Source organism: Chryseobacterium artocarpi (genome assembly GCF_001684975.1).
GTDB lineage: Bacteria > Bacteroidota > Bacteroidia > Flavobacteriales > Weeksellaceae > Chryseobacterium > Chryseobacterium artocarpi.
The window spans coordinates 606,447-633,068 of the sequence record NZ_MAYH01000034.1 but is presented as its reverse complement, the minus strand read 5'-3'; the positions used below and the strand labels follow the sequence as shown (position 1 = coordinate 633,068).

Genomic DNA, 26,622 nt, shown 5'->3' with positions numbered 1-26,622 from the left:
GGCTATAGTTTTTTTAATGTGTTACTTACAGCTTCTATTGAAAAAGGTTTTAAGCTATCAACGGAATTTTTGCTCAGTATATTCCAAAGTTCTTCATTGTTATTCAGCTGGATAATGGCTTCTGCAAAACCATTTTCATCATTGGCAATCAGTACGTTTTTCTGATTGATAAGCTGCATTCCTTCGGCTCCTATATCCGTAGTAACAACTGGGAAGAAGTATTCAAAAGCCTGCCCGATTTTTCCTTTCACTCCAGCCCCGAATCTTAATGGTGCTACCATAATTCTGGAATTCATGAAATGTTCTTCAATACTTTCCACAAAGCCTAAAAACTTAAACTTTGGATATTGTTTGATATCAAGTTTATCTGCTACATTTCCAATGACGCTTACTTCCAGTTCTGGATTGGTTTTCCAGACGATAGGCATTATTTTTTCGTATAAAAACTTTACGGCATCAATATTAGGTTCATGAATGGACCCGATGAAAATAATTCCTTTACTTTCATGGAAGTTTTTTCGTTCAGAAATATCAATTTTAGGATAATGAATATTGGAAATGGTAATGATCTTGTTCTTATCAGCATATTGTGCCATGGTTTCTTTTTCCTTATCAGAAATGGCAACAATATAATCCAGCTGAGGAGCAATTACAGTCTCTAAACGGAAGAAATGTTTATAGTTCTTTTTAAGTGAAATACGATTAGGTTCCAGTTCAATTGCTCTTTTGTATCTTAAGAAATGAATATCCACCATGTCATACATAAATTTAGTACGAGGAAGGATGTTCTTCATTTTTTTATAGAACAGATTCAGTGCGAGAGGTCCATTGAACCAAACGTAATCTATATTTTTAAAGGAAGACAGAAACTCATAAATGTTTTTGTATTTGTTGTTTTCCACAAAGACAATCACGCCAAGTTGCTGGTAAAACTGTACATACGTATTATCCTCAAACATATGAGGAGCAAACAAAATGCAATTGTATCCTAATTCCTTATAGATTAAAATAATTTCTTTCAATCTGTTGGATCCTGAATCCTTATCATGAGTAGGGAAATCTCTTGAGGTAAAAAGAATCGTTTTTTTTGATGCATCATACAAATGAATGTTGATGATGTCCTGAGTCTGAAGCTCTTTAAGTCTTTTTTTTCTTCTGAAATGTTTTTTTATGTCCTTTAAGATTCCCATCGGTTAGTTTTTATTATCTAATTCAAAAACCTTGTTTACCCAACTGTCAAGAGTATATCTTTCGTAGATTTCCTCTGGAATCTTTTCATAAGGGCTTTCAAAAAAAGATTGATCAAGATTAGTGATATTTTTATTTAAAATCAAAATATTATTCGGGTTATAAAAATCATAAGTTTTAATAGACTCATTATCTGTTATGATTTTTTTTTCCAGAGACATAGCCTCGAAAACCCTGAAGCTTAATCCATATTGTCCTTCACGCATCAGGTCAAGTAAAACCCTTGAGTTTTTATAGTAGGCAGGAAGATCATTGTGTGGAATCTTCTTAATACTGAAAATAAGAAACAGATTTTTAGGAATCTTAATAAACATATTGGTTAGTTGATGCCTCCATGATTTTTTCCCAATCACCATAATCTGGAATTTTAATCCAAGATCCATTAGTTTTTTTGCCAATAGCTTAACCATTGAAACTCTTCTGCTGTCATAGGAAGTGATATAAAACATATCCATTTGAGGGTTCTGTTTTTCCTGCGAAATATGCGGAAGATAGATATAATTGGTGATTTTTTCAAAACCGTGCTTTCTAACATCTATTCCGTCAAAAGAGAATACTTTATCAAAAAGGTGCAGCTTATCTTCTACGGGAACCCTTTCTAAATTGTCGTAAAGATAAGTGATAAGGCGGTTTGTATATGTTTTGATCTTTTCCAGAGTTGCAAGATCAAAAGTATCAGGATTTAATACCAGAATCTGATCCTGATGTCCCAGTTTTTCAAGGGAATCAAGAACAAATTTCTGTCTTTTTTCTGTCTTAAGATTCTTATTTAAAAAAGTTTTGCTCAAGGCATTTACAGCCCTTTCATTAAAGTTGGAATGGGTGACAGCACTTATTTTTATATGATGGGATTGAATACCTCGTTTGCATAATGCTTCAACAATATACTTATCATAATCCCAGAAGTCATAACTAATGATACAAATCTTCATTCAACTAATTTTGCTCTTTTTTTAATGATTCATAGGTTTCAAACACACTTAAGGATTGCAGATATGAAAGCTGATATCCTTCTTTTCCGTCTAAAATACCAAGTCTCATTATATAGGCTTTAAAGAATTTAAAAGCAGTTTTAAGATATTGAACCCAAACACTGTACTTTTTCCCTTTTGCAGCCAGTTCTTTTCCCTTTAATACCCCGTAATGAATCATTTTCTGTTTATATGATTCATAATCTGAAACGGAATAATGGAGCAATTTATTTTTTAATACCCCGATACTCCCGTTTACATCCAACGTTTCATGTACCTTTTTACCAGCCATATACCTTGCCTTCGACTTTCTGAAAAGTCTGAAATTTTTATCAGATTGCGTTCCAGAAAAATGGATTGGTTTTTTAGCAAAAAAGAATTTTCTGTAAAAGTAGTAAGCATCTTTTTGCTCAGGTTTATTCAGCTCCTCTATAATTTCTGTTCGTAAGGCAGGAGTAATTCTTTCATCTCCATCCAAAAATAATACCCAATCATGAGTAGCGGAATCTAAAGCTAGGTTTCTTTGCTTTGTAAAGTCTTCAAATTTGTTCTGAATCACCTTTACATTGGGGAATTTTTTTGCAATATCTACAGTTTTGTCCGTACTGAATGAATCTATCACGATAATTTCATCACAGAAATCAAAACATTCCAGGACTTCCTGTATATTTTTTTCTTCATTGTATGTTATGATTAAACCACTTATTTGCATCATAACGTATTGTTTAATAAGGAAATAATTGCTATCTCTCTTAATATCATTTTCAACCTGTTTTTTGTCTGTCAAAGATAAGTTTTAATTTGAATTTTATAAACGAATCCTTGCCATTTATAACTATTCTATTTATCCAAATAAACCTACATTATTAAATTGATACTGCAAATTCGATTCCTAAATGTATTTGTCGGTAGAATATCATATCTTAATAACCTTAAGATATATAAATTATGGGTATGATCTTTAGAAAATCATACCCATTTTTTTAAGAAGACAACTGAAATATTGTCAGCTTATATTGTATTTAATTCTTATTTGTATTCAAGAATAGTTTTTTCAATAATTTTCACACAATCTAATAACTGCTCTTCAGTAATTACCAATGGTGGTGCTAATCTGATGATATTTCCGTGTGTAGGTTTTGCCAACAGACCGTTTTCTTTTAATTGTAGACAAAGGTTCCATGCTGTGGAACTTTCCGGTGTATCGTTGATTAGGATTGCATTTAAAAGACCTTTTCCTCTTACCTTATTGATAAGATCAGATTTTTCAATTAATTTTTCAATTTCAGCTCTGAATAACTGTCCAAGCTCTTCTGCTCTTTCAGATAATTTTTCGTCAGCTACCACATCTAATGCTGCCACTGCTACTGCACATGCAATTGGGTTTCCACCGAAAGTAGAACCATGCTGTCCTGGCTTGATAACGTTCATGATCTCATCATTAGCAAGTACTGCCGATACAGGATACATTCCTCCTGAAAGTGCTTTTCCTAGGATTAAGATATCTGGTTGTACATTTTCGTGGTGGCAAGCGATTAATTTTCCGGTTCTTGCAATACCTGTCTGAACTTCATCAGCTATGAATAGAACGTTGTGCTTTTTACACAATTCCGAAGCATTTTTAAGGAAATTCTCATCCGGAACATATACTCCTGCCTCTCCCTGAATAGGTTCTACAAGAAATGCTGCGATGTTTCCTGCATCTCTGCTTAAAACGTCTTCCAGTGCAGCAATATCGTTATAAGGAATCTTAATAAATCCAGGTGTGAATGGACCATAATTTTGGTTAGCATCAGGATCATTAGAGAAGGAAACAATGGTTGTCGTTCTTCCGTGGAAATTATTTTCACAAACGATGATCTTAGCAGCGTTTTCTGAAATTCCTTTTACTTCGTAGCTCCATTTTCTCGCAAGTTTTACTGCGGTTTCTACTGCTTCAGCACCAGAGTTCATTGGTAATACTTTATCAAACCCAAAAAGAGTAGTGATTTTTTGCTCGTATTCTCCCAATTTAGAGTTGTAGAACGCTCTTGAAGTTAAAGCCAGTTTTTGAGCCTGCTCTACTAATGCTCCTACAATTTTAGGGTGAGAGTGTCCCTGATTCACAGCAGAATATGCTGAAAGAAAATCATAATACTTTTTGCCCTCTACATCCCATACGAAAACACCTTCTCCACGATCCAGAACTACTGGAAGGGGGTGATAATTATGTGCTCCATGTTTGTCTTCAAGGTCAATAAAATACTGCGAGTTTTTTGTTTGTTCTGCTGTTGACATATGTTTGGTTTTTCACAAATTTACATAATATTAATGAGATGAATGAACAAAAATGGAGTAGAGTATAATGCTGTAAATGAAGTGTATTTTGAGGGTTAAATGAAGTGTTCTAGAGAATATTTGTTGAACGAATAAACTGTTGCAGGTATTCTATCTTTAGAAATCGAGAAGTTGCTTACGCTTTATTTCCTTCCTAATTTTACTGCTTTCGTCGAAATTATTGGTTAATGATTTATATATTAAGGAATTATATCTTTTCTTAAAAATTCAAAATCAAATCCATTAGGATTGTAAGCTTTACATGAAAATACTAAACGATATTTGTAATATTTAGATTCAAGATGAATATTGTTGATCTCTTTAGCAATTCTTAAAGCATTCTTTTTCAAAGAATCAGGTTCGATATTACAATTGCTTTTGCTGTAAAGATACAGAGTATAGGTTATGGTGTCCTGATTTTTAACCTGTCTTTCAAATTCCGGGCTGCGCTCTATGGTTTCAATATGATATACCTTCTTTATTTTTTCAAATGCTTTTTCTTCGGCGGGAAGGTTTATTCTTTTTGATGAGCTGAAATAAGTAAGCATGAACACCGCAAAAAAACTTGCTGCCAGGTAAAGCAGAATGCCACCTGTACAAATGATCAGTATCCATTTTAAAACTTTGTTCATGGTTGTCTTCAAAGATATCAAGAAAAAAATAATCCGTCACACAAATTTGTATGACGGATCATTGAAGTTTTTATTTTACATCATCTTAGTGATGATTGTCGTATTTTCTATCCATTACAAAATCCTCCATGAATTTTGTAGTGTAGTTTCCTGCAAGATAATCTTCATTATCCATCAGTTGTCTGTGGAAAGGAATAGTAGTTTTTACACCTTCGATATAGAATTCCTCAAGAGCACGTCTCATTTTTGCGATAGCTTCCTCACGGGTTTGAGCCGTTGTGATAAGCTTAGCAATCATAGAGTCATAGTTAGAAGGAATTGTATATCCTGAATAAACGTGAGTGTCTACTCTGATTCCGTGTCCTCCAGGGATGTTTAATCCAGTGATTTTTCCCGGAGATGGTCTGAAGTCTGCGTAAGGGTCTTCAGCGTTGATTCTACATTCGATTGAATGTAATTTAGGGTAATAATTGATTCCTGAAATAGGAGTTCCCGCAGCAAGAAGAATCTGTTCTCTGATAAGGTCATAATCAATTACCTGCTCAGTGATCGGGTGCTCTACCTGGATTCTTGTATTCATTTCCATGAAATAGAAATTTCTGTGCTTGTCTACAAGGAATTCGATAGTTCCTACCCCTTCGTATCCAATAAATTCAGCAGCTTTTACAGCAGCGTCACCCATTTTCTCACGAAGTTCGTCAGTCATGAATGGAGAAGGAGTTTCTTCCGTTAATTTCTGATTTCTTCTCTGTACAGAACAGTCTCTTTCAGAAAGGTGGCAAGCTTTACCGAATTGGTCTCCTGCAACCTGAATTTCAATATGTCTAGGTTCTTCAATCAGTTTTTCCATATACATACCTCCGTTTCCAAAGGCAGCTACAGCTTCCTGAATAGCAGACTCCCAGTGATCTTTAAGATCTTCAGCTTTCCAGACAGCTCTCATCCCTTTACCTCCACCACCGGCAGTAGCTTTGATCATTACAGGATATCCAGTTTCTTCAGCAACTTTTACAGCGTGTTCGTAAGATTCAATTAATCCGTCAGAACCAGGTACACAAGGTACACCAGCAGCTTTCATGGTAGCTTTAGCATTTGCTTTGTCTCCCATTTTTTCAATCTGCTCCGGAGAAGCTCCAATGAACTTGATTCCGTTCTTTTCGCAGATTCTTGAAAAGTTAGCATTTTCAGATAAGAATCCATAACCTGGGTGAATAGCGTCAGCATTTGTAATTTCTGCTGCAGCAATAATGTTAGGGATTTTAAGGTATGAGTCTTTGCTCATCGCAGGACCGATACAAACCGCTTCATCTGCAAATCTTACGTGAAGACTGTCTTTATCTGCAGTAGAGTATACTGCAACGGTTTTGATCCCCATTTCTTTACAAGTACGTAAAATACGCATTGCAATTTCGCCACGATTGGCTATTAATATTTTTTTGAACATCTCTCCGAAATTTTAAATTATAAATTTTGAATTTTAAATTATTTTAAATGAAAAAGTTTCATCTAAAATTTATAATCTTTAATCTAAAATTCCTTAAGATGGATCTACTAAGAATAATGGTTGGTCGTATTCTACCGGAGTAGCATCATCAACTAAGATTTTAACGATTTTTCCGCTAATCTCAGATTCAATCTGGTTGAATAACTTCATTGCTTCAATTACGCAAACTACTTTACCAACAGAAACTTCATCACCTACATTTACGAATACATCTTTATCAGGAGATGGCTTTCTGTAGAAAGTACCGATCATTGGAGACTTGATTGTTACATATTTGCTATCATCAGATGCAGCCTCAGCTTTCTCTGCAGGTGCAGCAGCAGGAGTTGCAACAGGTGCCGGAGCAGCTACAGCCTGAGGAGCAGTGTGGTATACTGCAGGTTGTGCATAAACAGCATCGCTTCCAGCTAATGGAGTTTTAATAGTGATTTCGAAATCCTTAGTTTTATATTTTACTTCTGAAACTTCAGCCTTAGATACAAACTTAATAAGATTCTGTATGTCTTTAATGTCCATAAATTTGATATTTGATTTGGTGTCAAAGATACCAAAAAAACGCAAAAAACAACAAAAAACCGCCAAATTTTATCAAAATTGGGCGGTTTTTGTATTAAAATGAGGCTTTTTCAATGAAAAAGCGACTCTTAGTTTTCTTCAGTAGTAGCTACTTCTTTTTCCAATACTACTTTACCTCTGTAGTAAAGTTTTCCTTCATGCCAGTGAGCTCTGTGGTATAGGTGAAGCTCTCCTGTTGTTGCATCTTTAGCTAATTGAGGAACTACAGCTTTGTAGTGAGTTCTTCTCTTATCTCTTCTTGTAGACGACTGTCTTCTCTTTGGATGTGCCATTTTCTAATAACTTTTTTAATTGATGAGCGATGAGATTCATCATCTCATCATATTTAAATTATTCTATTTAATTATTGTCTCTTAACTTTTTTAAAGCGTCCCATCTCGGATCACTGTCATGTTCTTCCTCTTCGGTTTCCTCAATTTCTTTTGGACTGAACTGATCAAGAATTTGTATATCTTCATCACTTACATTCGGTGAAATCTTTTTCATCGGGATAGAAAGCATTACATTTTCGTAGATCAAATGGGCTACATTGAAAGCATGCTCTCCGGTAGGAATCGTGATGACATCTTCATTGCTGTCGTCATATTCTTCTCCGAAATTCACCAGAATTTTAATTTCATTCTCAATAGGATAGTCGAAATCTTCATTTGTGATATCACAAACCAGCTCAACTAAACCTTTGATCTTAATCTCAAACTCCAGGAAAGTAGTATGTTTATCAAGTAATACATTTACTTCTATCCTTGGGTTTGTAAATTCCTGCTCAGTGTCAAATAATTGAAAGAACGTTTTATCTATCTCAAACTTGAACTCGTGTTTTCCGTTTTTAAGTCCGGAAAAGCTTACGTCATAGTTTCTTAACTTGTCCATAAAATGAGTGTGCAAAAATATGCATTTTTTTTATAATAACAAATAAAATCTAAAACAAATTAATTTAAAATTTGTTTCAATGATTTATGCTTCAGTTTCATCAGGTAGATCTTCATCTATTCCGTTGTCGACAGCCATTTTTCTCGGCTGAAGACGATTATTCATCAGTTCGCCGTATTCACTTCTGTTCTTAAATACCTTAATAGCAGTGAAAATAGCTTCCATAAAACTTTGTTCATCAGCAATATTTTTCCCTGCAATATCATAGGCAACTCCATGATCCGGAGAAGTTCTGATGAAAGGAAGACCTGCAGTATAATTTACGCCTTCTTCGTAAGCCAATGTTTTGAAAGGAGCTAACCCCTGATCATGATACATTGCCAAAACAGCATCAAAGTTTTTGTATTTGTTCGGTTGGAAGAAACTATCTGCAGGGAAAGGTCCGAACGTTAGAATTCCATTGTCCGAAAGTTCCTTTATAGCCGGGCTGATGATTTCGATCTCTTCACTTCCGATTACTCCACCATCACCTGCGTGAGGATTAAGCCCTAAGATGGCGATTTTCGGCTTCTGAATACAGAAATCTTCAATAAGAGTCTGATTTAATACTCTGATCTGCTTTTTAATTTTATCCTTGGAAATATTCTCTGCAACCTGAGCAATAGGAATATGATGAGTAGATACGGCTACTTTAAGATCTTCAGTTACCAGGAACATTAATCCTTTTTTGCTGAATTTTTCCTCAAAATATCCCGTATGTCCTGCATGCTTAAAGCCCATCTTCACCATTTCGTCTTTGTTGATAGGAGCTGTTACCAATACATCAATGTCTCCTTTCATTAAGGCTTCTGTAGCTGCTTCCAGAGAATCAATAGCCATTTTGGTAGATTCTTCTGTAGGTACTCCCAATTCTACATTGACATTTTCCTTGGTAAGATTCACCATATTCAGCTTTCCAGGTTGAGCCTGAGAAGCTTCATTTACATAGTTGAAATTAAGATTCAGCTTGAAAATGTTTTTCTGATAAGTGAATAATTTCCCCGAACCAAAAATTACAGGAGTGAAAAAATCTGTAATAGTTTTGTCTTTCAGAGACTTCATAATGATCTCCGGACCGATGCCGTTGAAATCACCGATTGAAATTCCTACTCGTACTTTATGGTTTTTTGGGCTCATTTTGATTATCTTTGAAGATTATAATTTACAAATTTAGCAAAAAATAATATGTTCACAGGAATTATTGAAGCAGTTGGTGTTATTGAAAAGATTGAAGAAAAAGGAAGCAACATAGATTTCACACTGACATGCCCTTTTACAAACGAACTTAAAATTGATCAGAGTCTGGCTCACAACGGATGTTGTCTTACTGTGGTTGAGATTAAAGATAATCAATATGTAGTAACAGCCATCAACGAAACACTGGAGAAAACTAATCTCGGAAAATGGGAACTGGGAACGGTTGTAAACCTTGAGCGTTGTATGAAAATGGATGGTAGGCTAGATGGTCATATTGTTCAGGGACATGTTGATAAAACCGGGGAGGTTGTTGGAATTGAAAATAAAGACGGAAGTTATTTCATCACTATGAAATATGAATCAGACGGAAGTTTTGTAACAGTTCCTCAAGGATCAATCACTGTAAACGGAATCAGTTTAACCGTAGCAAAAAGTGAGGAAACACAGTTTTCAGTGGCGATTATTCCTTATACTTGGGAATTTACCAATATGCAGCATCTGAAGATTGGTGATAAAGTGAACCTGGAATTTGACATCATTGGTAAGTATATTGCTAGGTTAATTAAAAAGTAGGATGTCAATTAATAAATATAAAGGATATAGCTTAAGGAACCGTGTCTTTTTCGGTTTCTTACTGGTATGCTTTTTAAGTGTTGTAGCTACTTCATTGGTTCCTTACTTTGTTTTGAGAAATAATTCTCTACAGCAAAGTAATATTGATATGCAGGAGAAAACCAATGCTGTAATGAGGTATCTGGACTACGCAGTAAGCCGTACATTGGTAGAAACGAAGGATCTTCCTAAGGTTTTAGGTAATAAAATCTTTGAAATAGCAGATATTAATCAGCATGATATCGTTATTTATGATCTGAAAGGAAACTATCTGCTTTCTAATAAAGATGAGAGTTTGATTGACCAAAAGTCGCTTCCTGTAGAAATCATCAACAAAATCCTTGCTACTGATGCAAGGGTTGATATGACCAGATATGATGCTGCTAAAGATGCCAAGCTTACCTCTTCATATCTTTTATTGAAAAACAATGAACTTGAGCCCATAGGCGTAGTTTATATTCCTTTATATCATAATGAATCTGCTTATCTGGAGGTGCTCCATCAATACGTAAAATATATACTTTTAGTAGATATATTTCTTATTCTGTTCAGTATTTGGATCAGCTGGGTGACTTCAAACAGTCTTGCTAAAACAATTACGAAGTTCTCTGATATGATTACCCGTATTACATTATTTGAAAATGAAATGCGTCCTATCAGATATTATAAAAATGACGAATTGAATGCTTTAGCAAGAGCTTATAACAGAATGATTCTGCAGATTCAGGATCAAAAAGAAAGGCTAAGGTTCAAAGCATCAGAAGAAGCTTGGAGAGAAATGGCGAAACAGGTTGCTCACGAGGTGAAAAACCCGCTTACTCCAATGAAACTTACTATTCAGAACTTTGAAAGAAAATTTGACCCTGAAGATCCGAATATTAAAGAAAGAGTAAAGCAGATGAGTAAAACGATGGTAGATCAGATTGATCTGATTGCTACCGTTGCTTCTGCATTCTCAGAATTTGCCAAACTTCCTGAAAAAAATAACGAGGTGATCAATCTGAACACTGAGGTTGAAGATATTCTTCGTGTATTCAATGATGACAGTATCTTCATGCATGCTAATAAGAGTAATATTATGATCAATATGGATAGAATTTATCTTTCCAGGATTATTACCAATCTTGTTACCAATGCCAAGCAGGCGGAGAGTGATGAGCGAAAGCTGATTATCAATGTAGATGTAGAGCAGCATCAGAGAAGAGTTATTATTTCTGTTCAGGATAACGGTATCGGGATTCCTGAAAATATGTACGAGAGAATTTTTGAACCTAATTTTACCTCTAAAAATAGTGGTATGGGACTTGGTTTATCCATGGTAAGAAAAATGATTGAAGATTACAAAGGTGAGATTTCTGTAAAATCAGAAGTAGGGAAGGGGTCTACATTTATTATTACTTTGCCTACCAATTTATAGTGAAACCTTTTATATTTAAGCAATTTCAAATTCAGCAGTCTAAAAACGTCTTTCGTGTAGGAACAGACGGTGTTTTGCTGGGTGCTCTGGCGAATATTGAAGCGGCTTCTCACGTTCTGGAAGTAGGAACGGGAACAGGGTTAATTTCATTAATGTTAGCACAAAGAAATTCCCATGCATATTTTCTGGGGTTGGATATTAATGAAGAAGCAGTTGCGCTTACAAAACTCAATTTTGAAAACTCGCCTTTTCAGGAAAGACTAAAAAATAATCATCAGGACTTTAAAACATTTGAAACAGAATATCAATTTGATCTCATTGTCTCAAATCCTCCTTACTTTGAAGAATCAGGCTCAGAAAAAGACAAAATTGCCCGCCAGACAGTGGAATTGAACTTTAGGCAGTTGATCGAAAAAACGGCAGCTCTTCTGACTGAAAATGGGTTGTTTTCTGTGATTATTCCTGTGGAAGCAGGAGATGTTTTTGTTCAAATTGCATCAGAAAATAATTTATTTCTGAACCGAAAGGTGGATATTAAAGGAATTGAAAATTCGAATGTAAAAAGACTTGTTTTAGAGTTTTCCCCAATAGAGAAAATCACTGAAGCATCAGAATTTATTATAGAAAAAAGTCCGAGAATATACTCGGACCAATATCTTGAACTCACTAAGGAGTTTCATGTCTTTAAAAAGAATGTTTAAGGTTTAAATAACCTTTGTTTTTACTCAAATAACTCAGCAGTATCCAATACAGAAACTTTTCCTTCCTCACATCTGATTGCTTCGCCAGGGAAGTTCTGGATCATGTGATAATCATGTGTTGCCATTACTACAGCTGCGCCATTTTCAAGGGCAACCTGTTTTAGTAAAGTCATAATTTCGTTGGATGTTTCAGGGTCAAGGTTTCCTGTTGGTTCATCTGCTAGGATAAGATCCGGATGATTTAGAAGAGCTCTTGCAATGGCAATACGCTGTTGTTCACCTCCGGAAAGTTCGTGTGGCATTTTGTGCTTTTTGCTTTTCATGTTCACACTTCCTAGTACTTCATTGATGCGGTCTTCTATTTTTACCTTGTCATTCCATCCTGTAGCTTCCAGAACGAATTTTAAGTTTTTCTCAACAGTTCTGTCAGAAAGTAATTGGAAATCCTGAAATACAATTCCTAGTTTTCTTCTTAAGTTAGGAATATCAGACGGTTTTAGTTTAGCTAAATCAAATCCTACTACAGACCCATGTCCTGAAGCTAATGGAATGTGTCCATAAAGTGTTTTCAGAAGGGAACTCTTTCCGGAACCTGTTTTTCCAATAAGATAGCAGAATCTACCTTTTTTAATGTTAAGATTTACATCAGAAAGAACAGTAAAGTTTTTTTGGGCAATTTTTGCGTGCTGTAAACTTATAATATTGTCTCCGGAGATATTTGTATGTGGCATAATTTAATTTTAAAGGCTATTTCTAACAAAAAATTTTCAATCTTTAAAAATAGAAAAAAGAAGTCTATTTGACTCTAATTTTAATAAATTTTAACAACAAAAAATGCCTGAAAAGAAACTTTTCAAGCATGTTTTGTATATGATAATAAAAAGATTATCTCTTAGCGCGTGCAGCACTTACAGTTAAACTCTTTCTGCCTTTAGCTCTTCTCGCAGCCAAAACTCTTCTTCCATTTGGCGTAGACATTCTTTCTCTGAAACCGTGTTTGTTTCTTCTTTTTCTTTCTGATGGCTGGAATGTTCTTTTACTCATTACTATATGTTTAAATCGTAATTAATCTATTAATTTTCAGGTTGCAAAGATATAGAAATTTTTATAAGATACAAACTTTAATAATCTTTTTTTGAAAATATTTAGAATGTTTTTTAATCAAATACTTACAAAGCCTGATGGAAAACTAAATTCCGGATGCAAAAATAATATTTAAATGATTTATATAAAAGCTCTATCTTTGAAAACTTTAATTTTAACGAAAATAAACACAAGATGTTTACACCAGCAGAACTTTTAGAGATCAATACATTACTAACGCCTGAAAACAAAATAGTTATCCTTACTCACTATAATCCGGATGGTGATGCTATTGGTTCCAGTCTGGGATTAAAACATTATTTAAGAGCAAGAGGAATTCATGCAGAGGTAATCGTTCCAAACGATTTTCCAAAGTTTCTGAAATGGATGCCTGAATCTAAAAAAGTGATTATTGCAGAATATAAAAGAAAACTGGCTTTTGATATGGTTGCAGGCGCAGATGTTATTTTCTGCTTGGATTTTAATTCTCCATCAAGAATAGGATTACTAGGAGATTGGCTGGTAAAAGCTACAGGAAAGAAAATTCTTATTGATCATCACCAACAGCCTGAACAGTTTGATTTTGTATATTCAGATACTGTAATTCCTGCAACTTCACAGATGATTTATCATTTCATTGAAGCAATGGATGATGAAAAACTAGTGAATCTTGATATTGCTGAATGTCTGTATACAGGAATAATGACAGATACCGGAGGTTTCCGTTTTCGTTCCACAAGTGCTACTACGCATAGAATTATTGCAAATCTGATTGAGAAAGGAGCAGATCCGGCAATGATTACTTCCAATACATGGGATACAAATACTGTTTCCAGACTTCACCTGCTTGCTCTGGTATTGGGAAGAATCGAAGTAGTGAATGAAGGTAGAGTAGCTATTCTTAGTCTTACAAGAAATGAACTTAAAGAATTTGGTTTCCAGAAAGGAGATACGGAAGGTTTTGTAAACTATGGTTTAAGTATTGCCGGAGTGAAAATGTCTGCATTCTTTATGGAAGATCTGTATGAAGACTTTGTGAAGATTTCTTTCAGAAGTAAGGATGATGTAGATGTAAATCAATTCTCCAGAAAATATTTCAACGGAGGAGGTCATATCAACGCTGCAGGAGGGAAATCCCTTGATTCTTTATCGGGCACTATTGAAGTATTTAAAACAAGACTGATCGAAGAGAATTTGTAAAAAATGGGAGCGCGCTAAAGAAAAGATTGTAGATTAAATTTTAATATACTCTCAAACCTTTTTGTATCCTTTTTCTTCAAGCTCTGAGCATGTATATTCGTATACCTGTTGAAACATTTCGTCCATATATTTCTTATTGAAAAGACTGTACATAGTCATTTTAGGAGGATCCAAAAATATATTGCAGTGTTTTACCTTGGAGTATACAGATTTTGCAATAGCTAAGTGAAGAATTCTGTCAAATTCTTTCATCAGGCTTAGCTTTTTTAAGTCATCATAGCTTATTGAGTTGACGTGGGAAGCGATCAGAAAATCACATTTATCCATGATAGGTTCAATAGGAAGGTTATCCAGTACACCACCGTCTACATAGATTTTATCACCCATTCTTACGGGCGGTAAAATAAAAGGAACACTTGAAGAGGCAAGGAGAGGAGTAAAAAGTTCTCCTTCGGAAAAGAAATCAACAATGCCGTGAGTCATTTCTGTAGTGGCAACATATACTGGGATTTTTAGAATATTGAAATTATCCTCAGGAAAATGATCTTTAAAAAGTTTTAAGATAAAATTAGAGCTGAAGATTCCGTTTTTTGATAGTTTTAAAGCTGATCTGGAAAAAAAAGAAGTTTGTTTTACAATCTCCATCATTTCGTCAGGTGTTTTCCCAAATGAGTAAAAAGCTCCAATAATAGAACCTGCGCTTGTGCCAGAAATAATATGTGGCTTCAGATTATATTCTTCCAAAGCTTTTAGAACGGCAATGTGAGCAATTCCACGCATTCCTCCGCCTGAAAGTGTAAGACCAATAACCAGTGGTTTCTGTGGTTTCTTTTTTTTGAACGAGAATAAACTCATGGAAAAAATTATTCCTTACTAATATACAGGATTTTTTTATAAACGGTTGTTTAATATCGTTATTATTCAGGAGTTTACAAAACTAGCTTTTTGGGGAGATTATGAAGAAGTTCAGTATTGATAATTTCTGCACAAATGCCTGGTTTTTCCCAATGACCATTATGTCCACAATCTAAGATATAGGATTTTATATTGGTTCTGTCTGGAAGGTTTTTAATCGTGGTATCTGTCTTGACAGCGTTGTCATGTTTTCCTGCCAATACTAAGATCTTAGCTTCCAGATTTTGCATGATGTGCTTTTTGTCGGTTCTTTCTACCATTCCTTTTACACAGGCTAGGGCTCCTAGATTATTAGTTGAAAGGGCTGTTTCTAATGCTGTTTCAATTTTCCCTTCCAGAATATCTCTTTCGTTGGGATTAAACAGGTTCGGAATTCCTGCTCTTACATAATGAGCAAACGCATCTTTGATGATTCTATAGCTTTTAATACGTTGTTGTTTCTTCTCTTCATCATCAGCGAAATAAGTGGAGAAAAATAAGGTCAGACTTTTTAAAGAATCAGGATATTTTTCCGCAAAAGCAAGGGAAGTATATCCCCCCATAGAATGCCCCAATAAATGTATCTTTTCTAAATTCTGATGATCCAAAACTTTTTTTACCTCGTCAGCCATAAGTTCCATAGTATGAACTTCGCTTAGGATTTCAGATTGCCCATGTCCGGGAAGATCTATTTTTAATAATGTGAAGTCTTGAGAAAGATGAGGTTCCATATCACTCCAGATAGATAGATTCTCCATAAAGCCATGAAGAAGAACTAATGTTTCTTTTCCGTTTCCTTTTTTTTCAAAGTTCAGCATGATATCAATAGTATAAAAGGTTAGATGAATGCAATAAGATCGTTCTGTTGAATTCTATTTTCAAATTTAAACAAAAAAATAAGAACTATTCGTGAGGTAAATAAAAGATATAAAAAAGGCTGTCTCAATCTTGAAACAGCCTTCTTTCTATTGAACTAACTCTTTATAAATTTTTGTTTCCCATGGCTTGATGTCAGTGACACCATAGCGCTCTTTTTTGGCAATAGCCAGGTTGTCCAGCATATCTACAAAATTTTTGTAGTTGGCTTCATCTGTAGGTTTTACAATTACGGTGAAGTTTTCGGGTACCGGAGCGTTTTTATAAGCTTCAGAAATGATTTTCGAAATTTTTATTCCGCTGAAATCAGTTTCTTTAAGATTGGTTGTATTTAAATCTTTCTCATTGCTTTGATGGTAAAAAACACGATTGTCTTTTCCCAAAATAAAGGTTACCTGATTCTTGTCTCCAATTACAGTGTTGGTAGGAGGATTAGGATGGTGGTCCTTTGCTGGTAAACCAAGATCCATTACATTGGGTTTGGTAAAGTTTGTAGTAAACATAAAGAAGGTGATAAGGAGGAATCCCAAATCAACCATTGGAGTCATGTCTACTCTGATCAGCTTTTTCTTTTGTTTGCCGCCTTGTTTCTCTTGTGCAATTACTTCAGCCATAATTAATGTTTTTAAAATGTTAAACGGTATTTAAGGAAAATGATAAAAACCCGATCGTGATTTTGATGAATTGATACAAAGTTTGTACCTAAAACCACAAAATGTTAATAAAAATTCATTTTATTTAAATAATAACCCTTAAATGTTGTTAAAATCAGTGCATTAAAAAAGCCTTACCAACGAATTGATAAGGCTTAAATTATTTTGATATAAAATCTATTTATTTTTCTTGAAGTAATTCACTCCGCACTCTAAGAAGTTTTTAAAATCTTCTTTCGGCATGTATCCTGAAACAGGAGTGTTGATTACTTTTCCGTCTGGAGTTATTAAAACATAATGAGGCTGAGAGTTATTATTAAAATTAACCTGTTGGAATAAGCTCCATCTGTCCCCGATTGTTTTAACCTTTTTAATCTGTCCTTCTCCAAGATCAATCTTTGTTTTCTGATCTTCAGGTAGTTCTTCTTTATCATCTACATATAGAGAAGCAAGTACTACATCGTTTTGTAAGATTGGTAAAATATCTGGCTCACTCCATACAAACTCTTCCATTTTTCTACAGTTTTCACAACCGTAACCTGTAAAGTCAATTAAGATAGGTTTGTTTTCCTTTTTAGCAATCTCTATAGCATTGAAGAAATCATGCTCAGGATGCATTCCGAGAATTCCGTCTTTCTCATCGTGGAAATAACTTACGTTTAATGGAGGTAAAATACCACTTAACAACTGAAGTTTTGGACGATCGGATGGGATAAGTCCCTGAACTAAATAAATAACAAAACCGATTCCTAATGCTCCCAGAATTTTTCTTGTAATGGAAATTTTCGGCTTCTTGTCATCGTGTGGGAATTTAATCAACCCGAATAGATATAAAGCTAATCCTAACGCAATGATAATCCATATTGCTATGAAAAGTTCTCTTTTTAAGAAGAATGTTTTAGATACTAAGTCTGCTTTTGATAAGAATTTTAAAGCCAAAGCAAGTTCTACAAATCCTAAAACCACTTTTACAGTATTCATCCATCCTCCTGATTTTGGAAGACTTTGTAATGCCTGCGGGAATAATGCCAATAATCCAAAAACAATAGCCCATGCAAGTCCGAATCCTGCTAAAGCAAACGTTAACAGCATAGGAACGTTAGATGAACCTGTAACGGCACTTCCTAATAAACTTCCTAAAATAGGACCTGTACAAGAGAAAGAAACAATGACCAGTGTTAATGCCATAAAGAAAATTCCGATGATTCCACCAGCTTCTTCAGCTCTTGAGGATTTATTGGCAATAGAGCTTGGTAATGTAATATCATAATACCCGAAGAAACTTCCGGCAAAGAATATAAATATGATGAAGAACACAATGTTCAACCATACGCTCGTAGAGATTTCATTGAAGATATTTCCTGCTATTCCATCAATAATATGAAAAGGAATACTTAATAAAACAAAGATCAAAAGAATAAAGAAACCATAAATAAGAGCATCTCTTTTACCTTTTGCTTTATCCTTGCTTCCCTTAGTAAAGAATGAAACTGTAAGCGGAATCATAGGGAAAACACATGGTGTCAATAAAGCAATTAAACCACCGATGAAACCAAGGAAAAGATAAGTCCAGTAGTTTTCGTCTACCTTCGTAGTCGCTGTTCCGCAATCTGTCAATGGATTTTTAAAGTCCAGTGTTTCGATTTTAAGCTGCTTAGGATCTAATTTTGATGCCTCTGAAATGGTAGCTTCTGTTTTTGCATGATTTTCAGTAACGGTTTCAACTGTTTTTACAGAATCCTTTGCTGGCTCTGTCGTTGCTTCTGTTGCAGCTTCCTCGGTAGCTCCTTTTGGAGTCACTTTTTGATTAAATTCTAGTGTATTTGGAGCAAGACAAACTCTGTCATCACAAGTTTGGTAAGTGATTTCAGAGGTGACATCTGCTGGTTTTGTTGGGTCTTTTAATTTGAATTTTTGCTTGAATCCCGCGGAGTTAGAGTAATAAACAATAGTCCCTCCAAATGCTTCGGAAAACTCTTCGTGTTTTTTTCCAACCTCAGTAAACTTTCCGATCAGTTCAATATTTTTCCCTGTAACTTTATATTCCGTAGGAATTCCTGTATCTTCAGGAAGATCTTTTGAGTAAATATGCCAGCCACTTTCCATAGTAGCATTCAAAACAGCTTCATACTGATTGTTGCCAAGGTCGTTGATGGTGAATTTAAACTTTACAGGGTTTTTGATCTGCGCATTAATCCCTGTCGCTAAAAATAGTAGAATTAATAAAAACCAATTTCTAAATTTCATTTTTCGTTTCATTAAAAATTTTGAGAACACATTCTGTTTTCTCATCCTTTGCGTATCTTCTATCCTGTCTTAAAGGGAGTACTCCAAGTACGGAATTCTCACTGTCAGTCAGTATCCAAATTTTTTGCTTCGCTAAAATAGATAATTTTTCGTCCCTAAAAAATTTAGAAACTTTCTTTTTTCCCGAAAAACCAGTCGGGTAAAACTCATCTCCGTCCTGTTGTTTTCTCAAATACAGGGGGAATTGGAGTTTTTGAGCATCGTAATTCCATTCAAAGTCTTTATCGATTCCTTCAATACCTTCAATCGTACTCTGAATATTGATCTTCGTTAACCTTTCTGAAAAATCGAAATTGTCTATCAATACAAGTTCATTTCTGATTTCCTGATGTTCTTTTTTAAGAGTTAAGATCAATTCATCACGATTAACAATCAACTGATACTCTTTGGAAAAAAAAGTACTGTTGTTTTCTGCCTTAAAAATTTTTGGAATTTCTTCTTCCTGATTAAATCCGAATTTCTTTAAAATTTCAAACTTGACAAAATCGCTTTCTTGCTCTAGTTTTTCCTTTGATAAGATTTTATAGTCTTTGTTAAATACAGTAAGGTTATTTTCTATCTGCTGAATTTGTTCCTGGACAAAATTCTTAGTTTGATTCAGGTATGATGAACTTTTTTTAAAGTTTTCCAGAAAATGATCATTGGTTTCCAATAATTTTGGAACAATTTCATTTCTTATCTTGTTCCTAAGGTAATCACTCTTTTTATTAGAAAGATCTTCTCTGAATTCAATATTATTTTCCTCTGCAAATTGATAGATTTCCTGTTTTGAGAAATGTAAAAGAGGTCGGAGTATATTATTATCATTGGCAGGAATTCCACTTAGCCCATTAATTCCGGCAGCTTTTGAAAGGTTGATGATAAATGTTTCCAGTTGATCGTTAAGGTGGTGAGCGGTAACCAAGAATTCCAGTTGTTCCTTTTCCTGAATTTCTTTGAAAAATTTATACCTAAGCTCTCTTGCCCAAAGCTGTATAGAATGTTCCGGTTTTTTATCTTTTTCCGAGACTTCATATAAATGGAACTTTACATGATTTTTCTCACAAAAGTCCTGAACTACTTTTTGATCAAGATCCGAGTCTTCACCACGAAGTTTATAATTAATATGAGCAACCTGAAATTCAGTTTCTGAATTTTTAATATTATCTCTGAAATCCAGAAATAAAGAGGTTAGAATCATAGAATCGGCTCCTCCGCTTACGGCAAGAAGATAACTTTGATTTTCCGGTTGAGAAACTAGATTTTCTAGTTGATTTTTAAAGCTTGATTTTTCCAACATATCTGTTGAGAATTTCTTTTATGCAAAGATAACCGATATAATTCAATTGAATTTCCCTAACTTTGAGTAGTCTAAAAAAGATTACTTATGAAGATTTTAAAAATTTTAGCGGTTTCTGCAATGGCTTTGGGGATGACATCTTGTGTGAGCAAGAAGCAGTATGATGCCTTGAGCACAAACTATAAGCAGTGTATTGAAAATATTGGAGAAAGACAAAGAGAAATTCAGGATCTGAAATCTCAGAATTCTGCATTGACGGGTGAAAATAATTTATTGAAAAGTCAACATGATGCTTTGAAATCATCACTTGACGCTTGTCTTTCAAATACAGGAAAAAGTTCTGCTAACATTGATAAACTTGTAGGAGAAATCAATGCTTCTAATTCATATATCAAGCAATTGATATCAAGCAATGCTAAAAACGATAGTTTAAACCTTGCTTTATCTAACAAGTTGAAGAGATCTTTGGATAATGTATCAGATGAAGATGTACAGGTAAAAGTATTGAAAGGTGTAGTAATGATCTCCCTTTCTGATAAAATGTTATATAAAACAGGTGATTACAACATCTTGCCTGCAGCTCAGGAAGTGCTAGGTAAAGTGGCTAAAGTAATCAATGATTATGATAAATATTCTGTATTGATTGAAGGTAATACGGATAATGCTCCATTAAACTCAGTAAACTTACCTAGAGACAACTGGGATCTTTCTGCATTGAGAGGTACTTCTGTTGCTAAGGTTCTTCAGACACAATTTGGTGTGGATCCTGCAAGAATTACAGCAGGTGGACGTTCTGAATACAACCCGAAAGCTACCAATATGAGTGTTTCCGGAAGAGCAGAAAACAGAAGAACGGAAATTATCATCATGCCTAAACTGGATGAGTTTATGAAGCTGATGGATATTGCTCCTGTTAAGAAATAGTTTTTAACTACACATAAAAATAAATCCCGAAGTAATTCGGGATTTATTTTTTTTAATCAAATTAATTCTTCTTTTTTCAAAAGGGAAATAATTCGTTGCAAAAATGAATTGGATATTTCAGTCTTGGGCTTTCTTGCAGAAGGCGCCGCTTTATCTTTCGATAATACGACTTTTTGATTCTCATGGTTAATTTGTTTTTCTCCTGCAATCATTTTGTTTCTCTTAGTGTTTTTACCCCTCTGATGTCTTTGCAAATTTATTACTAATCCCCTGCGAATGGTATCCGTATTTTCACGGTATTTTATATGAGGTTTTCCCCATTTTATAAATTATAATTTGGTTTTGATATTAATAATTTATCTGTTTGAAGTAATATGATTGATAAATTATTGCGTATATTTAATTCTCCATAAAAGGAAATAAATATAAAGAGGTCTCCGAAAATCTTATAGAGTAGGAAAACAAATCAAAATTATTACTATGAAAAATTTAACGAAACTTTCAAGAGGACAAATGAAAAATGTACAAGGTGCTTCTCTAGACTGCAACCCGCAGATTATTTGCCAGAGAACAAGTGATTGCTGTCCGGGATGGGTATGTGGAACAAAAGGGCAGTATTGCATCGCTTACTAGTTGCTTTTTCTACATACAAACAGATTATCTTAAGAGAGGGATTCGTTTCTCTCTTTTTTGGTGATATACGGATAAGATGAGAGGATCAAAAGAAGTTTTAAAATGCGTAAATTTGTTTAAATAAAAAAAGATATGAGTTTTTTTGAAGAAAAGAATCCTGAAATGGATAGATATTTGGAGGCACACGCTTCCTCAGAATCTGAAATTCTGAAAAAACTGAGAAGAGAAACTTATCAGAAAACAACACAACCCCATATGATCTCAGGATACCAGCAGGGAAGACTGTTAACGATCATTTCTCAAATGATGCAGCCTAAAAATGTGCTAGAGATAGGAACTTTTACAGGGTATGCTACCTTATGTCTTGCTTCTGGATTGGCAAAAGGCGGAAAAATTACGACTTTAGATGTCAACGAAGACCTTGCTTATTTGCCGAAGAAATACTTTGAATCCAGTGAATATGCTGATCAGATTGATTTCAGGCTTCAGGATGCAAAAGAGTATTTGAAGGAAACAGATGAGGTTTTTGATTTAATTTTTGTAGACGCTGACAAGGAAAACTATGCAGAATATTTCAGGTTAATAAAACCACACACAAAATCTGGGACGGTAGTGATGTTTGATAATGTTCTTTGGTACGGAAAAGTACTGGAGGAAAATCCAAAGCTAAAATCTACCCAATCTATCCAGGAATTGAATGATTTAGCAGCAAAAGACGACGATTTTGAAAATCTTATTCTACCTTTGCGGGATGGAGTAAATTTTCTGAGAAGAAAATAATTAAAGATTAATAGATTTGGGGATCAAATTATCATATGATTTCCAAATCTTTTAGTTTCCTAATTTCTAAATAAATAAAATGAATAAAGGAATTTGTATTGTTACAGTAGCACCGGTTCGTGCAGAAGGATCTGACAGAGCGGAAATTGTTACTGAAATATTGTTTGGAGAAAGTGCTGATATTTTAGAGGTTAATAAAAACTGGACTAAAATTAAAATGCATTATGACGGCTATGAAGGATGGATGGATACTAAACAGATCAAGCCTGTAACGGATGAAGAACTTGCTAGCAGAAAAGTGACTTTCGTAACGGAGGATTTTTCTTCAGTATTGATGAATGATGGCAAGACATTACTTTCCATGGGTTCCGAAGTGGAGTTTCCTGTAGTTGCGTCAAGAAGAAGCCATGATGTAAGAGAAAGTATAGCACTTACAGCAAAAGAATTCCTTAATGTACCTTATTTATGGGGTGGTAAAAGCTTTTTTGCCGTAGACTGCTCCGGATTTACTCAGTTGGTATATAAAATACACAATATTAAATTACCAAGAGATTCTTCACAACAGGCTGAAGTGGGAGAGGCGCTTACTTTTGTGGAAGAAACACAACCTGGTGACCTTGCCTTCTTCGAAAATGATGAAGGAAAAATTATTCACGTAGGAATTATGCTGGATAATCAAAAGATCATTCATGCATCAGGAAAGGTAAGAATTGATACTTTGGACTCTACGGGAATCTTTAATAAGGAAATGAACAAGCATACTCATAAATTAAGAGTCCTTAAAAAAGTTATTTAAGATATGAAAACATCCGGCTTATTACTAATTGTAAACTCTCTATTGCTTATTGTCATATGGGTTTTTACAGGAATTAAGTATGCTGGATTACCGGAAATGATTCCTACTCATTTTGACTTTCAGGGAAATGTAGATGGAGAATCGGGAAAAGCAACAATCTGGCTTTTGCCTTGTATTGCTACTTTTGTTCATTTTCTGTTTATAAGAGCTACCAGAAATCCTAATTCCCCATTGTTGAATATTCCTGATGGTTTTCGTCGCTCGAAATTCCACAAGCTGTATCTTTTTTCTTTACAGCTTCCTGTCATGATCTTGTTTCTGGATATTATTATTGAAAGTATTCGTGTTGTAGAAGGGAAGCAACAGAGACTTAGTGGAGCAGTTTTTTTTATTCTGGGATTAATGTTTGCTGTGATTGGCGTGGGGCTCATAAAATCTATTCGTGAAAGTTCTCAAAAATCTAATGATTAAATCAATCAAAAATTGAATTTACTATATAACATATTCATCAGTCTTCTTGTTTTTGGAATGAAAGTATTTTCATTGTTTAATGATAAAACTAAAAAAGGCGTCGAAGGAAGAAAACAGACTTTGGGTAAAGTCAAATCTGCTTTTTCAAAAACGGATAAAGTTATTTGGATGCATGCTGCTAGTTTAGGAGAATATGAACAAGGTCTTCCTGTTTTAGAAAAGCTTAAAGAGAGATTTTCCGATCATAAAGTTTTGGTGACATTCTTCTCGCCGTCAGGATACGAAAATGTTATTAAGAAGAAACACATTGCTGATGTAATCTGTTATCTTCCATTTGATAAAAAGACTGCTGTAAAAGAATTTGTTTCACAGTTTGATGTTAAACTATTTTTTACGGTTAAATATGATTATTGGTATAATTTACTGGCGGAGCTTAATAGAAGAAATGTGAAAATCTATGTGATTTCAGCATTATTTTACGAAAGTCAATCCTTTTTCACCTCTTACGGAAAATGGTTTGTGAAGCAGCTTCAGAAAAATGTAGATTGGTTTTTTCACCAAACTCAGTTTTCTTTTGCATTGGCAAAAAGTGTAGGATTGGTAAAGTCATCAGTGACAGGAGATACGAGGTTTGACAGAGTGAAGCAGCTTCAGATCCGTGATAACCATGTAGATTATATTACAGATTTTATTAACGGTCATAAAGCTTTGGTTTTTGGAAGTTCATGGCAGGCTGAAGAGAAGATTGCAGAAATGGTTTTCAAAAAGAATAGTGCTGTAAAAATAATTATTGCACCTCATGATCTTAAAAGAGTAGAATATCTGAAGGAAATCTTTCCAGATGCTTTATTATACAGTGAAATTAAAGGGTTACAAACTTCAGTTTTTAATTCTCAAATTCTGATTATAGACAGTATAGGATTACTTTCAAAGCTATATTCTTATGCCGATATTGCTGTAGTTGGCGGTGGTTTTCATAGTGCAGGGCTGCATAATATTCTGGAGGCAGCAACGTTTGGAATTCCGGTGATCTTTGGTAATCATTATAAAAAGAATCCTGAAGCAGATGATCTTATTGCCGGAAATGGAGGTAAGTCCTTTACAGATGAGCATGCTGCTGCAGAATTTGTTTTATTTCTGACCAATAAAGATAATGAAGAAGAGCTTGTCACAATGTCTCAGAATGCTAAGAATTTCATTGATGAAAAGCCTAATTCCACGGCAATGATCTTACAGAAAATTTTATCTTAAAAATCCCTGGCTTTTAATCTCTTTCATGGTCTGTTCAATATTCTCCGGAATATTGTCACATTCAAGCCAATTAATATCCAACCCGTTATTTATGCACAGTTTTTGAAGATAATGGTTCTCTGATATTTTGTTTTGAGTTTCCCTGAATAATTCATCGATTTCCATCCAGTAATCTTCATCTAATTTTTTGATTAAAATCAAAGATTTAAAGAGCTTATTGATGATATAGAGGTAAAGCTTATAAACGTTATCAAACCTCTGTCTGCTAAGATCATCATTGTAATCTAAAATCTTATTGATCATCAGGATGTTTAGAGAAACATCTCCGAATTTATCTGTTGTTATTTTTATATGTTCTGTAATTTCAGCGCTTATTTTTCGGACTATGGTCAGAAAATATTTTGCATTTCCAATATATTTTGATGCTAAAAGAATTTTCTCTTCCACATTTTCTTCCATTGCATTTCTCTTATCATCGGTAGTTTCCGGGTCTATAAGTTCAAAATACAGTTTTTTGGAAAGTAATTTATCCTTTTTCAGAAGTCTGAAGATCAGTTTATCCTTTTCGGTACTTGAAAAGGCACTCAATGCTGCTTTAAACTCTTTTGAATACTCCATTAATTGAATATTTTTGAATATTTCAGGAATCCGTTTAGTGCCCAATTAGCTGTATAGTAAAGTGATTTCAGCGTAGAGAATCCCATGAAGTCTTTATATACAAGGTATTGGTCTTTAATGATATTTTTCTTCTTTCTGGAAACGCTGTTTTCACGCATTCTATATTTTGCCATTGTCTTATTAATAGGCATTCCTTCGGGGATTACTTTTAATAGGTTTAACCACATTACATGGTCTTCACGCTTACTTTTTACAGGGAATAAGAATTTACCAACCCTTTTAGTGTCGTACATAGTAGAAACAGGTGCCAGGCGGCAGGTTTTTAAAAGGTTGGAGAATGTCACCACTTTATCCGCAAGGAAATCCTTAATAATAGGCTGAAGTTGTTCATTACATCTTGAATAATTACAATAGACAAGCTCAACATGATGTTCTTCCATATAGCCTGTCATAGTTTCAATATATTCTGGATACCAATAATCATCAGAGTCTAAGAAGGCAATGTATCTTCCCTGAGCTCTTTCAAGGCTTTTGTTTCTTGCATTTCCTGCGCCTCCGTTGTTTTCCAGAACCTGAAGTTTTATTCTTGGATCATTATATTTTTTGATTATTTCTACCGTGTCGTCCTTTGAAAGATCATCAGTGATCAACCATTCCCAGTTTTCATAGGTTTGGTTCAGGACAGACTGTATCGTTTCTTCGATAAATTCTGCAGAATTGTAACAAGGGGTTATGATGGAGACAAGGTCTTTCATTCGTGCTTTTAAATATATT

Annotated in this window: 29 protein-coding genes; 10 read left to right on the top strand and 19 right to left on the bottom strand. The window is 34.4% G+C overall.

The features are described 5' to 3' along the window. Window positions 1-2: 2 nt before the first annotated feature. The 10 genes from BBI01_RS14415 to pdxA all read right to left on the bottom strand — a co-directional run bounded on the left by BBI01_RS14415 (window position 3) and on the right by pdxA (window position 9,293). Window positions 3-1,190, bottom strand: coding sequence for a glycosyltransferase (locus BBI01_RS14415; protein WP_065395343.1), 1,188 nt, complete (start codon window positions 1,188-1,190; stop codon window positions 3-5). 3 nt (window positions 1,191-1,193) lie between these two features. Continuing rightward, window positions 1,194-2,180, bottom strand: a complete 987-nt coding sequence (locus tag BBI01_RS14410) for a WaaS/CpsH family glycosyltransferase (protein WP_065395342.1) — start codon at window positions 2,178-2,180, stop codon at window positions 1,194-1,196. Window positions 2,181-2,184: 4 nt separating this feature from the next. Then, complete coding sequence (locus BBI01_RS14405) at window positions 2,185-2,934, bottom strand: glycosyltransferase family 2 protein (protein WP_065395428.1); 750 nt, start codon at window positions 2,932-2,934, stop codon at window positions 2,185-2,187. A gap of 314 nt (window positions 2,935-3,248) precedes the next feature. After that, window positions 3,249-4,496: an ornithine--oxo-acid transaminase gene (gene rocD / locus BBI01_RS14400; RefSeq protein WP_065395341.1), complete on the bottom strand. Its 1,248-nt coding sequence runs from the start codon at window positions 4,494-4,496 to the stop codon at window positions 3,249-3,251. Window positions 4,497-4,735: 239 nt separating this feature from the next. Further along, window positions 4,736-5,167: a hypothetical protein gene (locus BBI01_RS14395; protein ID WP_065395340.1), complete on the bottom strand. Its 432-nt coding sequence runs from the start codon at window positions 5,165-5,167 to the stop codon at window positions 4,736-4,738. 85 nt (window positions 5,168-5,252) lie between these two features. Next, window positions 5,253-6,611 carry an acetyl-CoA carboxylase biotin carboxylase subunit gene (gene accC, locus BBI01_RS14390; RefSeq protein WP_065395339.1) on the bottom strand — a complete coding sequence of 453 codons (1,359 nt, stop codon included), beginning with the start codon at window positions 6,609-6,611 and terminating at the stop codon, window positions 5,253-5,255. 93 nt (window positions 6,612-6,704) lie between these two features. Continuing rightward, window positions 6,705-7,187: an acetyl-CoA carboxylase biotin carboxyl carrier protein gene (gene accB, locus BBI01_RS14385; RefSeq protein ID WP_065395338.1), complete on the bottom strand. Its 483-nt coding sequence runs from the start codon at window positions 7,185-7,187 to the stop codon at window positions 6,705-6,707. Between the two features lie 128 nt (window positions 7,188-7,315). Then, window positions 7,316-7,519 (bottom strand): 50S ribosomal protein L32, encoded by a 204-nt coding sequence (rpmF, locus tag BBI01_RS14380; RefSeq protein WP_007843326.1) that lies wholly within the window; start codon window positions 7,517-7,519, stop codon window positions 7,316-7,318. Between the two features lie 67 nt (window positions 7,520-7,586). Next, window positions 7,587-8,117, bottom strand: coding sequence for a YceD family protein (locus BBI01_RS14375; protein ID WP_065395337.1), 531 nt, complete (start codon window positions 8,115-8,117; stop codon window positions 7,587-7,589). Between the two features lie 84 nt (window positions 8,118-8,201). Next, the gene (gene pdxA / locus BBI01_RS14370; RefSeq protein ID WP_065395336.1) at window positions 8,202-9,293 is read right to left on the bottom strand and encodes a 4-hydroxythreonine-4-phosphate dehydrogenase PdxA; all 1,092 of its coding nucleotides are present in this window, start codon (window positions 9,291-9,293) and stop codon (window positions 8,202-8,204) included. Window positions 9,294-9,341: 48 nt separating this feature from the next. On the opposite strand from pdxA, the gene BBI01_RS14365 reads away from it, so the two are divergent. From BBI01_RS14365 to BBI01_RS14355, 3 genes are read left to right on the top strand one after another with little or no spacing between them, the layout of a single operon-like run. After that, complete coding sequence (locus tag BBI01_RS14365) at window positions 9,342-9,926, top strand: riboflavin synthase (protein ID WP_065395335.1); 585 nt, start codon at window positions 9,342-9,344, stop codon at window positions 9,924-9,926. Between the two features lies 1 nt (window position 9,927). After that, window positions 9,928-11,382 (top strand): sensor histidine kinase, encoded by a 1,455-nt coding sequence (locus BBI01_RS14360; RefSeq protein ID WP_065395334.1) that lies wholly within the window; start codon window positions 9,928-9,930, stop codon window positions 11,380-11,382. Next, window positions 11,382-12,083, top strand: a complete 702-nt coding sequence (locus tag BBI01_RS14355) for a tRNA1(Val) (adenine(37)-N6)-methyltransferase (protein WP_065395333.1) — start codon at window positions 11,382-11,384, stop codon at window positions 12,081-12,083. Before BBI01_RS14360 ends, BBI01_RS14355 begins: the two co-directional genes overlap by 1 nt. A gap of 20 nt (window positions 12,084-12,103) precedes the next feature. On the opposite strand, the gene BBI01_RS14350 is transcribed toward BBI01_RS14355, so the two are convergent. Next, entirely contained in the window at window positions 12,104-12,814 is a 711-nt protein-coding gene (locus BBI01_RS14350; RefSeq protein ID WP_065395332.1) for a cell division ATP-binding protein FtsE, read from the bottom strand. Window positions 12,815-12,968: 154 nt separating this feature from the next. Continuing rightward, window positions 12,969-13,127, bottom strand: coding sequence for a 50S ribosomal protein L34 (rpmH, locus tag BBI01_RS14345; RefSeq protein WP_039365072.1), 159 nt, complete (start codon window positions 13,125-13,127; stop codon window positions 12,969-12,971). A 234-nt stretch (window positions 13,128-13,361) separates the two neighbouring features. Here rpmH and BBI01_RS14340 point away from each other — a divergent pair, with 234 nt between their 5' ends. Further along, window positions 13,362-14,366 carry a DHH family phosphoesterase gene (locus BBI01_RS14340; RefSeq protein ID WP_065395331.1) on the top strand — a complete coding sequence of 335 codons (1,005 nt, stop codon included), beginning with the start codon at window positions 13,362-13,364 and terminating at the stop codon, window positions 14,364-14,366. Between the two features lie 51 nt (window positions 14,367-14,417). Here the strand turns inward: BBI01_RS14340 and BBI01_RS14335 are convergent, their stop codons facing one another. The 5 genes from BBI01_RS14335 to tilS all read right to left on the bottom strand — a co-directional run bounded on the left by BBI01_RS14335 (window position 14,418) and on the right by tilS (window position 20,375). After that, window positions 14,418-15,221, bottom strand: coding sequence for a patatin-like phospholipase family protein (locus BBI01_RS14335; protein ID WP_065395330.1), 804 nt, complete (start codon window positions 15,219-15,221; stop codon window positions 14,418-14,420). A gap of 74 nt (window positions 15,222-15,295) precedes the next feature. Continuing rightward, on the bottom strand, window positions 15,296-16,078 hold the full coding sequence (locus BBI01_RS14330) for an alpha/beta fold hydrolase (RefSeq protein WP_065395329.1): 783 nt from the start codon (window positions 16,076-16,078) through the stop codon (window positions 15,296-15,298). Between the two features lie 147 nt (window positions 16,079-16,225). Next, window positions 16,226-16,750 carry a biopolymer transporter ExbD gene (locus tag BBI01_RS14325; protein ID WP_065395328.1) on the bottom strand — a complete coding sequence of 175 codons (525 nt, stop codon included), beginning with the start codon at window positions 16,748-16,750 and terminating at the stop codon, window positions 16,226-16,228. A 216-nt stretch (window positions 16,751-16,966) separates the two neighbouring features. Beyond that, window positions 16,967-19,036, bottom strand: coding sequence for a protein-disulfide reductase DsbD family protein (locus BBI01_RS14320; protein ID WP_065395427.1), 2,070 nt, complete (start codon window positions 19,034-19,036; stop codon window positions 16,967-16,969). Beyond that, entirely contained in the window at window positions 19,026-20,375 is a 1,350-nt protein-coding gene (gene tilS, locus BBI01_RS14315) for a tRNA lysidine(34) synthetase TilS (protein WP_065395327.1), read from the bottom strand. Before tilS ends, BBI01_RS14320 begins: the two co-directional genes overlap by 11 nt. An 87-nt stretch (window positions 20,376-20,462) precedes the next feature. On the opposite strand from tilS, the gene BBI01_RS14310 reads away from it, so the two are divergent. The 6 genes from BBI01_RS14310 to BBI01_RS14285 all read left to right on the top strand — a co-directional run bounded on the left by BBI01_RS14310 (window position 20,463) and on the right by BBI01_RS14285 (window position 25,230). Next, complete coding sequence (locus BBI01_RS14310) at window positions 20,463-21,299, top strand: OmpA family protein (RefSeq protein ID WP_065395326.1); 837 nt, start codon at window positions 20,463-20,465, stop codon at window positions 21,297-21,299. A gap of 480 nt (window positions 21,300-21,779) precedes the next feature. Next, the gene (locus BBI01_RS22565; RefSeq protein WP_123862153.1) at window positions 21,780-21,932 is read left to right on the top strand and encodes a CCPGW family putative bacteriocin; all 153 of its coding nucleotides are present in this window, start codon (window positions 21,780-21,782) and stop codon (window positions 21,930-21,932) included. 132 nt (window positions 21,933-22,064) lie between these two features. Then, window positions 22,065-22,712: an O-methyltransferase gene (locus BBI01_RS14300; RefSeq protein WP_065395324.1), complete on the top strand. Its 648-nt coding sequence runs from the start codon at window positions 22,065-22,067 to the stop codon at window positions 22,710-22,712. 79 nt (window positions 22,713-22,791) lie between these two features. Then, a complete protein-coding gene (locus BBI01_RS14295; protein ID WP_065395323.1) occupies window positions 22,792-23,508 on the top strand; it encodes a C40 family peptidase in 717 nt (238 codons plus the stop codon). A gap of 3 nt (window positions 23,509-23,511) precedes the next feature. After that, on the top strand, window positions 23,512-23,979 hold the full coding sequence (locus BBI01_RS14290; protein ID WP_065395322.1) for a DUF1648 domain-containing protein: 468 nt from the start codon (window positions 23,512-23,514) through the stop codon (window positions 23,977-23,979). Window positions 23,980-23,991: 12 nt separating this feature from the next. Then, the gene (locus tag BBI01_RS14285; protein ID WP_123862152.1) at window positions 23,992-25,230 is read left to right on the top strand and encodes a 3-deoxy-D-manno-octulosonic acid transferase; all 1,239 of its coding nucleotides are present in this window, start codon (window positions 23,992-23,994) and stop codon (window positions 25,228-25,230) included. Here BBI01_RS14285 and BBI01_RS14280 read toward each other — a convergent pair. Then, window positions 25,222-25,848 (bottom strand): deoxyuridine 5'-triphosphate nucleotidohydrolase, encoded by a 627-nt coding sequence (locus tag BBI01_RS14280; protein WP_065395320.1) that lies wholly within the window; start codon window positions 25,846-25,848, stop codon window positions 25,222-25,224. The two genes, BBI01_RS14285 and BBI01_RS14280, sit on opposite strands and share 9 nt — an antisense overlap. After that, the gene (locus BBI01_RS14275) at window positions 25,848-26,603 is read right to left on the bottom strand and encodes a glycosyltransferase family 2 protein (RefSeq protein WP_065395319.1); all 756 of its coding nucleotides are present in this window, start codon (window positions 26,601-26,603) and stop codon (window positions 25,848-25,850) included. Before BBI01_RS14275 ends, BBI01_RS14280 begins: the two co-directional genes overlap by 1 nt. Between the last annotated feature and the right edge of the window lie 19 nt (window positions 26,604-26,622).

Coding starts and splice junctions, on each gene's coding strand:
- BBI01_RS14415 (WP_065395343.1), bottom strand. CDS start 1,190: ATGGGAATCTTAAAGGACATAAAAAAACATTTCAGAAGAAAAAAAAGA.
- accB (WP_065395338.1), bottom strand. CDS start 7,187: ATGGACATTAAAGACATACAGAATCTTATTAAGTTTGTATCTAAGGCT.
- tilS (WP_065395327.1), bottom strand. CDS start 20,375: ATGTTGGAAAAATCAAGCTTTAAAAATCAACTAGAAAATCTAGTTTCT.
- BBI01_RS14375 (WP_065395337.1), bottom strand. CDS start 8,117: ATGGACAAGTTAAGAAACTATGACGTAAGCTTTTCCGGACTTAAAAAC.
- BBI01_RS14330 (WP_065395329.1), bottom strand. CDS start 16,078: ATGCTGAACTTTGAAAAAAAAGGAAACGGAAAAGAAACATTAGTTCTT.
- BBI01_RS14405 (WP_065395428.1), bottom strand. CDS start 2,934: ATGATGCAAATAAGTGGTTTAATCATAACATACAATGAAGAAAAAAAT.
- BBI01_RS14325 (WP_065395328.1), bottom strand. CDS start 16,750: ATGGCTGAAGTAATTGCACAAGAGAAACAAGGCGGCAAACAAAAGAAA.
- BBI01_RS14290 (WP_065395322.1), top strand. CDS start 23,512: ATGAAAACATCCGGCTTATTACTAATTGTAAACTCTCTATTGCTTATT.
- BBI01_RS14280 (WP_065395320.1), bottom strand. CDS start 25,848: ATGGAGTATTCAAAAGAGTTTAAAGCAGCATTGAGTGCCTTTTCAAGT.
- BBI01_RS14410 (WP_065395342.1), bottom strand. CDS start 2,180: ATGAAGATTTGTATCATTAGTTATGACTTCTGGGATTATGATAAGTAT.
- BBI01_RS14350 (WP_065395332.1), bottom strand. CDS start 12,814: ATGCCACATACAAATATCTCCGGAGACAATATTATAAGTTTACAGCAC.
- BBI01_RS14310 (WP_065395326.1), top strand. CDS start 20,463: ATGAAGATTTTAAAAATTTTAGCGGTTTCTGCAATGGCTTTGGGGATG.
- BBI01_RS14365 (WP_065395335.1), top strand. CDS start 9,342: ATGTTCACAGGAATTATTGAAGCAGTTGGTGTTATTGAAAAGATTGAA.
- pdxA (WP_065395336.1), bottom strand. CDS start 9,293: ATGAGCCCAAAAAACCATAAAGTACGAGTAGGAATTTCAATCGGTGAT.
- BBI01_RS14295 (WP_065395323.1), top strand. CDS start 22,792: ATGAATAAAGGAATTTGTATTGTTACAGTAGCACCGGTTCGTGCAGAA.
- BBI01_RS14340 (WP_065395331.1), top strand. CDS start 13,362: ATGTTTACACCAGCAGAACTTTTAGAGATCAATACATTACTAACGCCT.
- BBI01_RS22565 (WP_123862153.1), top strand. CDS start 21,780: ATGAAAAATTTAACGAAACTTTCAAGAGGACAAATGAAAAATGTACAA.
- BBI01_RS14395 (WP_065395340.1), bottom strand. CDS start 5,167: ATGAACAAAGTTTTAAAATGGATACTGATCATTTGTACAGGTGGCATT.
- BBI01_RS14275 (WP_065395319.1), bottom strand. CDS start 26,603: ATGAAAGACCTTGTCTCCATCATAACCCCTTGTTACAATTCTGCAGAA.
- BBI01_RS14360 (WP_065395334.1), top strand. CDS start 9,928: ATGTCAATTAATAAATATAAAGGATATAGCTTAAGGAACCGTGTCTTT.
- accC (WP_065395339.1), bottom strand. CDS start 6,611: ATGTTCAAAAAAATATTAATAGCCAATCGTGGCGAAATTGCAATGCGT.
- rpmH (WP_039365072.1), bottom strand. CDS start 13,127: ATGAGTAAAAGAACATTCCAGCCATCAGAAAGAAAAAGAAGAAACAAA.
- BBI01_RS14335 (WP_065395330.1), bottom strand. CDS start 15,221: ATGAGTTTATTCTCGTTCAAAAAAAAGAAACCACAGAAACCACTGGTT.
- BBI01_RS14320 (WP_065395427.1), bottom strand. CDS start 19,036: ATGAAATTTAGAAATTGGTTTTTATTAATTCTACTATTTTTAGCGACA.
- rpmF (WP_007843326.1), bottom strand. CDS start 7,519: ATGGCACATCCAAAGAGAAGACAGTCGTCTACAAGAAGAGATAAGAGA.
- BBI01_RS14300 (WP_065395324.1), top strand. CDS start 22,065: ATGAGTTTTTTTGAAGAAAAGAATCCTGAAATGGATAGATATTTGGAG.
- rocD (WP_065395341.1), bottom strand. CDS start 4,496: ATGTCAACAGCAGAACAAACAAAAAACTCGCAGTATTTTATTGACCTT.